The sequence below is a fragment of the Pseudomonas sp. P5_A2_2 genome, assembly GCF_054177685.1.
The window spans coordinates 1-1,005 of record NZ_JBGCUL010001358.1 but is presented as its reverse complement, the minus strand read 5'-3'; the positions used below and the strand labels follow the sequence as shown (position 1 = coordinate 1,005).

At 61.6% G+C, this 1,005-nt stretch carries 2 protein-coding genes; both read left to right on the top strand.

Annotation, left to right across the window (positions count from 1 at the left end; all coding sequences use genetic code 11):
- The coding region (locus ACXRVY_RS31410) for a murein L,D-transpeptidase catalytic domain family protein (protein ID WP_458239267.1) at window positions 1-516 on the top strand (516 nt) is incomplete at its 5' end.
- A gap of 107 nt (window positions 517-623) precedes the next feature.
- On the top strand, window positions 624-1,005 hold a 382-nt coding region (locus ACXRVY_RS31405; RefSeq protein ID WP_458239266.1), incomplete at its 3' end, for a multicopper oxidase domain-containing protein.

Sequence of the window (1,005 nt, the reverse complement as noted above, 5' to 3'; positions counted from 1 at the left end):
AGACTGGCGGTGATCGATTATTCCCTGCCCTCGACCGAACAACGTCTGTTGGTCTTCGACCTTAAACGGCGCAAGTTGCTGTTTCACGAACTGGTCGCCCATGGCCGCAACAGCGGTGAAAACATGGCCACGCTGTTCTCCAACCAGAATGAAAGCCACGCCACCAGCCTCGGCCTGTTCCGCACACAAGAGAGCTACCGCGGCCAGAACGGTTACTCGCTGCGCATGGAAGGCCTGGAGCCAGGCTTCAACGATAACGCCTTTGACCGGGCCATCGTCATTCACGGCGCGCCCTATGTCAGCCCGGTGCTGGCCCGAGCCAATGGCCGGATCGGTCGCAGCCTGGGTTGCCCGGCCGTCAGACCGGCGATTGCCCATCGTCTGATCGATTCGATGAAGGACGGGCAGCTGTTGTTCTCCTACTACCCGGACCAGCGCTGGTTGAAGTCGTCTTCCTACATCAACTGTGGCAGCGACACCGTGGCTTCAAGGGAAAAGTCCACTTCACGCCAGTAAGCAATGCCCTTACCTGTCAAAACTGTAATCCCCGCCTCAGCCTGCTGAAAGGCACCGCCCGTTAGCCTCGTCGACAAGTTCACAGGCTGACGGGCGGAACACACGGCATGCACTCCCACACATCAAGACGCACCTTCGTCAAAGGGCTGGCCATCAGCGGGCTCTTCGGCGGCCTCGGGTTATGGCGCACGCCGGTCTGGGCGATCAGCAGTCCCGGCGAACCGCAGGTGTTGGCGGGCAGCGACTTCGATCTGTTCATCGGCGAATCTCCGGCGAATTTCACCGGTAACCCGCGCACCGCCACGACCATCAACGGCGGCATTCCCGGCCCGCTGCTGCGCTGGCGTGAAGGCGAAACGGTGACGCTGCGGGTGCGCAACAAACTCAAGGACAGCACCTCCATTCACTGGCACGGCATCTTGCTGCCGACCAACATGGACGGCGTGCCGGGGCTGAGCTTCAAGGGCATCGAGCCGGGCGGCATGTACG